Below are 5,111 nucleotides of genomic sequence, written 5' to 3' on the forward strand. Positions count from 1 at the left end.
GGGCCGTCGCTTTTTCCAACTCGTCGATCACCCCATCGAAATCGACGATGCCGAAGTGGTACCACGCATTGGCCCCGAGCTTCGTGCCGAGCTTGAGCACGCGTTCGTTGTCGCGTCGGTACGCGGCAAGCTGGCGCTCCAGGGGATGGGATCGCACAAGGTGGTTCTGCGCCTCGGTGTAGGCGTTCACCTTGGCTTGCTCCTGCGCCTCTGGGCTTGGCGGGGGCGGCGCAGCCCGGACGGGCGCTTGGGCTGGTGCTCGTCCGGCCGTTGCCGTCGGTGGGGTCTGCAGCAGCGCCTGGGAGGCTGGTGGCAACACGGGGAAATCACACTTGAAGGCGTCGACCATGCTCTTTCGCACAGCCTCGTGCGCCTGGGCGCACTGGTAAGCGACGATCGGACGAGCGGCCTCGTTGCGAGCAACCGCCTCGCGGAAACTATCGCGCATGGTGTTGATGCCTTGCCGGATGTTCGGGCGAACGGTTTCCGGCACGCCAGGGCTAGCTGCGCACTGCGCGTAGGCAGCCAGGAACGCTTCGCAGCTCTCGACGTCGACCGGTGTAACCGGGCTCACGGCCATGGTTGGCGTGGCCAGCGCGACGGCGAGCCAAGCGACGGCAAGGCCATAGCGCAGCCCGGGCACCCCACCGACGATCGTCATACTTCAATCCTTAGCTACGGTACGGTTCGCAGATCACAGCGTTCAGAGATTGCGTAGAGCAAGCAGAGGCACGAAGGCCGCGAGCGCTACGGGTAAGGACCAGTACTGTATCGGCACCCAAAACAGCGCATGACGTCGGCGCAACAGGACGCGTTGGTTCGTGGCTGGGTCGACGAGTTCGCGTGGCGGCGCGCCATTGAGGCGCCGGCCAACAAGCCAATTTGCGGCCGCCGCGGCGAAAAGGCCGAGGCTGACGGCAAGAAACATTAGATCCGGATGGCCGACAGCGCGTAACGCGAAACCACCCAGCGCCCCGACGACAACGGCGGTACCTATAATCACGGGCACGGCCAAGATCCCCCAGCCTGACCAGATGAACAGCATAGCACCACCTCAGTCTCGATCAGGGTTGTAACCGAACGCGCGGACGAGGCTGTCGCGTGATACGACGGATCCGTGTCGCCACGTACGGGTGACTCGTGTTCCTACTGGAACTGTAATTGGGGCGACGCTGTGTTCACGGCGGCGTGATGTTTCAGGATCGAGCGGCCGCGTTCGGTGGTGACGGCTCGGCGTTAGTGAGAGACCCGCGGTGCTTCCAGCACACCCGTCCTCAGGCACATCTACTCTGCAGCAGCTGAGGTCCAGTTCGACTCGACCGACATACGAGGCAGGATCCTAGCGCGGTGAGATTGCGTAAGGCCTTGCCCTCCCGCAAGCTTGGGGGGGCGATATGCACTCACAATCGACCCGGCTCAAAGCCAGCCGGTCTGGTCACTTAGGCGAGTGGCTGGCGCACGCGCATCGAGCGTTACGGAAACGGGCGTTTGCGTGATAGACGGTCCCATACTGACGCTTATGCGAAAAGTCCTGGATTTACCGGAATTGGCATTTGGATGATGATGATATCCGCGCAGCCTCAAAAGGGGGTGACAATCGCGATTTATTGGCGATAAATTAAAAACACATCGGGCAGAAAAAAGACAGGCAATGACAAAAACTGAAAATACCCCACCGCCTGCGGCCCCTGATTGTTTTGTTATTATGCCAATTGCCGATCGTGAAGGTTACCCCGTCGGACATTTTGGGATGGTATACGAGCAGATTATTGCACCAGCTATAGTAGATGCTGGATACACACCAAGACTTGCAAGCAATTCTAAAAGCGCAGTTATAATTCCACTTGAAATAATTTCTCAGCTGCTTAATGCGCCAATAGCGATATGCGATATTAGTGACCTAAATCCAAACGTCATGTTTGAACTTGGATTCAGGCAGGCTTTTGACATGCCAGTTGTCATAATGAAGGACGAAAGAACTAAGGATCCATTCGATATAAATTCAATTAGATATTTAGAGTATTATAGCGATAGACGATATGAGACGGTAGTGAAAGCTCGCAAAGAGCTGACTGAAATGATCAAGGACACATTAAGCGGATCAAGTCATAGCGTTAATTCGCTTGTTAGATTGTTGGGAGTTACCGCAGCCGCACAAACGAAAAGCGATCAAGATCCCACTGCTGCACGCTTGGAACTAGTAGAAAGAAGTCTATCTAATCTTAGTAATTCAATAGAGAACTTAACTCGAAAAGCCTCTCCTTCAGGGCCGCCTGTGATCTTACATAATGTTGGTGGCCCAAACAGTGGCTTACGCGGTCCTATAGGCCAACTAGATCCAAATCTTATTGTAAGAGCTCAAGATTTGATGGTTGGTAGTTTAAGAATCGATGGTGGGGATATTTCCACAGTCCCAAGGGCATCAGGGCAACCTGCCAAAAAATCTGATAAATAACATTTATTTTACAATGAAATTCTTTTGACTTTTTATTATAATTGATTGTCAGGAAAGCGACCGGTTTCCCGACGATCTAGCGAGGTGAGTTGCGAGCTGCCTCAAACGGCCTGTTTCCGTCGGACAACCGTGTCAGCTTTTCTACTGCCGGACAAACGCCAGTTTGGCACGATCCCGACATGCGCGTCGGTTGCGACCGTATCTCCACCCTCAACTTGGTATTTTAAAGCGTTTATCGGCGGATCATTTCGACGACGACACCGGCGGCCTCGGCGATCGCCGACCAACGCCGCTCCGCGGTAAGCGCCGGCCGATCTTCACGTTTGGCGAGAGCCAAGCAGTAGCGATCCCCGAGCGATAGCCCCCCCTCGACGGTGAGGGGGCGTAGCATGCCGGCCTCGTACGACAGCGCGGCATCGACGGGAGCCCACCGGATCGGCAGGGGACGCAGCAGCGCTTCGATATCGGAGCGCGCTACCCCAAGCTTGGCGTAGTGGCTCACCACCTCGGCCAGATTGACGGTCGACATGACCGACCCGTCGAGGCCGGCTTTCACCCGGTCCGCCCCCGGTTCCGCCAGCAGCAGGGCGAGCAGCGCAGACGCGTCGAGGACGACGCCCGTCATTCGGCTTCGACCTCACGAGCGCGATCCGCGAGGAAGTCCGCCACGGACGCGCCTGCCGTGTCACCGACCAGCCTGCGGCTTAGGGCCTGCGCCCGGGCGACGACCTGATCGAGGGTCCGGAGCACGATGGCGTCGCCGGTGTCCTCGACAATGACTTCACCGCCATGAGCAAGGCCATGGCGCTTCCGCAAATCGGCCGGCAGGCTGACGCGCCCATCGGGCATCACCCTCGCTTTCATGGGACGTCTCCACCGTGTGCCATAGGCGCTAGCTTACGCCACAAGCCTCAATCCACGCCAGAAAGAACTTTGAACGTCAGCTCCGCCAGGAGCTGGCTCACTTCGGCTGCGTGGCGCTTTTGCATATGTGTCCGCAAGGGGATCGGTGAACGGACATGGTACCGAAACGCCCGTGTCAGCTCGATCCGCCTGCACGCGCTTCGTCTCAATAGCTTGGTACGATTAGAATTGCAGTGGGGGGGCCGTTTGCGTTACAGTCTAGCTCATGACACATGTGCTGATCGGCTACGCCCGCTGCTCGACCGACAAGCAGGACCTCGCGGCCCAGCACCAAGCGCTGGTCCAGCTTGGGGTGGCAACAGATCGCATCTACACGGACAAGGGCTTCACCGGGACGAACCGGGCGCGTCCGGGCCTCGACCAGGCGCTGGCGGCAGTCCGGAGCGGCGACACCCTGGTCGTGCCCAAGCTCGACCGGCTCGCCCGATCGGTGCCGGACGCGCGCGCGATCGGCGACGCGCTCGCGGCCCGGGGTGTGAAGCTCCAGCTCGGCGCCAGCGTGCATGACCCGACCGACCCCATGGGCAAGCTGTTCTTCAACATCCTGGCGACATTCGCCGAGTTCGAGGCGGACTTGATCCGGCTGCGTACGCGCGAGGGCATGGCGGTGGCTCGCGCCAGGGGAAAGCTGCGCGGCAAAAAGCCTAAGCTCTCGGATCGGCAGCAGAAGGAGCTGCGCCGGATGTACGACACGGGCGACTACGCAATCAGTGACTTGGCTGAGCTGTTCTCGATCTCCCGGCCGACCGTCTACCGCACCCTGGAGCGCCAGCCCGCTGCCCTTGCTATCGTGACAGCCTGAGCGGTCATCGCACGGCGCTCGGCACCGGGCTCACACCTCACTGGTGCCCAGGATTCAGGGTGACAAAGACCGCTGATAATCAGTGTCAAATAGCGATCAAAGTCACATATCTATCATGCATGCACGACAATTCTATTAGAATTTTCGATGTGCCGCCTTAGCATTTGCGGATTTATTTCCTCACTTGCATAAAAAATTAAAATTCTAAGTAATAATAGTACATTGCTTGTTATCGCAGGCCTCAGATTATTATCGTGCGCTGCGGTCTGCAGGTGTGTATTAAGTTCGGATAGGACTGAAATTTTCTCGTGAGGATGCGTGGGAAGTTCAGTGAATTCAACCAACCTCGCTAGTTCGATGATCGCACCAGTTGCCTCCGGAGCTTCTAAGCGGCTCACATTACCGCTTATCGACTGTACATCTGTACATAGATTAATGATTTGCGACACAACTGAATGAGAGTAGTTTGGATCCCGCCTACGGGCATTTTCAATATTGCGACATGTTTCGACTTTCAGATCTGCGATGGATCTCGGTGGCATTTCTCAGCTCGCTTTCTAAAAATCCTGTCCAACTCCATGTTCTGGTTTAATTCGACAGTTTTGACGTTTTATAAATAAATATCAATAAAATTTCGTAACCGCTTCTGCTCAAAGAGAATTTTTGCATGTATCGCACTGGTTTACTTCCTCGCTCAATTTTTGCCTTCTTAATCTTTTTGGCAATGCTTGTGTTTGGTTATCCAGCGGCTTTCATCGCGACCCATGGCGTCGATCCAGCTGGGTGGCCGTCAGACCCTGTTTCATAAAGCTCGGGCGATCCGTCTGACGAGGATCATGGCTGCGGCGAGGACGAAGAAGGCGAGCGCAGAGGACGGGGTAGCCTCGTGGTCGCGAGCCAACCTGCGGCAGCGGGCGATCCAGCCGAAGC

At 56.9% G+C, this 5,111-nt stretch carries 5 protein-coding genes and 2 pseudogenes; 2 read left to right on the forward strand and 5 right to left on the reverse strand.

Going from position 1 to position 5,111, the window contains the following annotated elements; genetic code table 11:
- Both MKK60_RS18760 and MKK60_RS18765 read right to left on the reverse strand, forming a co-directional pair.
- Positions 1 to 661 (reverse strand): annotated as a pseudogene (locus MKK60_RS18760) (hypothetical protein); the annotation flags it as partial.
- A gap of 42 nt (positions 662 to 703) precedes the next feature.
- On the reverse strand, positions 704 to 1,045 hold the full coding sequence (locus MKK60_RS18765) for a hypothetical protein (protein ID WP_243988143.1): 342 nt from the start codon (positions 1,043 to 1,045) through the stop codon (positions 704 to 706).
- Between the two features lie 606 nt (positions 1,046 to 1,651).
- Between MKK60_RS18765 and MKK60_RS18770 the strand changes: the two genes are divergently transcribed.
- Positions 1,652 to 2,455 carry a hypothetical protein gene (locus MKK60_RS18770; protein ID WP_243988144.1) on the forward strand — a complete coding sequence of 268 codons (804 nt, stop codon included), beginning with the start codon at positions 1,652 to 1,654 and terminating at the stop codon, positions 2,453 to 2,455.
- Positions 2,456 to 2,687: 232 nt separating this feature from the next.
- Here the strand turns inward: MKK60_RS18770 and MKK60_RS18775 are convergent, their stop codons facing one another.
- Together MKK60_RS18775 and MKK60_RS18780 are read right to left on the reverse strand one after the other, a co-directional pair.
- A complete protein-coding gene (locus MKK60_RS18775) occupies positions 2,688 to 3,080 on the reverse strand; it encodes a type II toxin-antitoxin system VapC family toxin (protein ID WP_243988145.1) in 393 nt (130 codons plus the stop codon).
- Positions 3,077 to 3,319 (reverse strand): AbrB/MazE/SpoVT family DNA-binding domain-containing protein, encoded by a 243-nt coding sequence (locus MKK60_RS18780; RefSeq protein WP_243988146.1) that lies wholly within the window; start codon positions 3,317 to 3,319, stop codon positions 3,077 to 3,079. Before MKK60_RS18780 ends, MKK60_RS18775 begins: the two co-directional genes overlap by 4 nt.
- Positions 3,320 to 3,584: 265 nt before the next feature.
- Here MKK60_RS18780 and MKK60_RS18785 point away from each other — a divergent pair, with 265 nt between their 5' ends.
- Positions 3,585 to 4,181 carry a recombinase family protein gene (locus MKK60_RS18785; protein WP_243988147.1) on the forward strand — a complete coding sequence of 199 codons (597 nt, stop codon included), beginning with the start codon at positions 3,585 to 3,587 and terminating at the stop codon, positions 4,179 to 4,181.
- An 802-nt stretch (positions 4,182 to 4,983) separates the two neighbouring features.
- Here MKK60_RS18785 and MKK60_RS18790 read toward each other — a convergent pair.
- Positions 4,984 to 5,111 (reverse strand): annotated as a pseudogene (locus MKK60_RS18790) (IS5/IS1182 family transposase); the annotation flags it as partial.

This window comes from Methylobacterium sp. J-092, assembly GCF_022829325.1.
Taxonomy (GTDB): Bacteria; Pseudomonadota; Alphaproteobacteria; order Rhizobiales; family Beijerinckiaceae; genus Methylobacterium.

Bases quoted from the DNA above. Each gene is read 5' to 3' on its own strand.
- MKK60_RS18780 (WP_243988146.1), bottom strand. From the start codon at position 3,319: ATGAAAGCGAGGGTGATGCCCGATGGGCGCGTCAGCCTGCCGGCCGAT.
- MKK60_RS18785 (WP_243988147.1), top strand. From the start codon at position 3,585: ATGACACATGTGCTGATCGGCTACGCCCGCTGCTCGACCGACAAGCAG.
- MKK60_RS18770 (WP_243988144.1), top strand. From the start codon at position 1,652: ATGACAAAAACTGAAAATACCCCACCGCCTGCGGCCCCTGATTGTTTT.
- MKK60_RS18765 (WP_243988143.1), bottom strand. From the start codon at position 1,045: ATGCTGTTCATCTGGTCAGGCTGGGGGATCTTGGCCGTGCCCGTGATT.
- MKK60_RS18775 (WP_243988145.1), bottom strand. From the start codon at position 3,080: ATGACGGGCGTCGTCCTCGACGCGTCTGCGCTGCTCGCCCTGCTGCTG.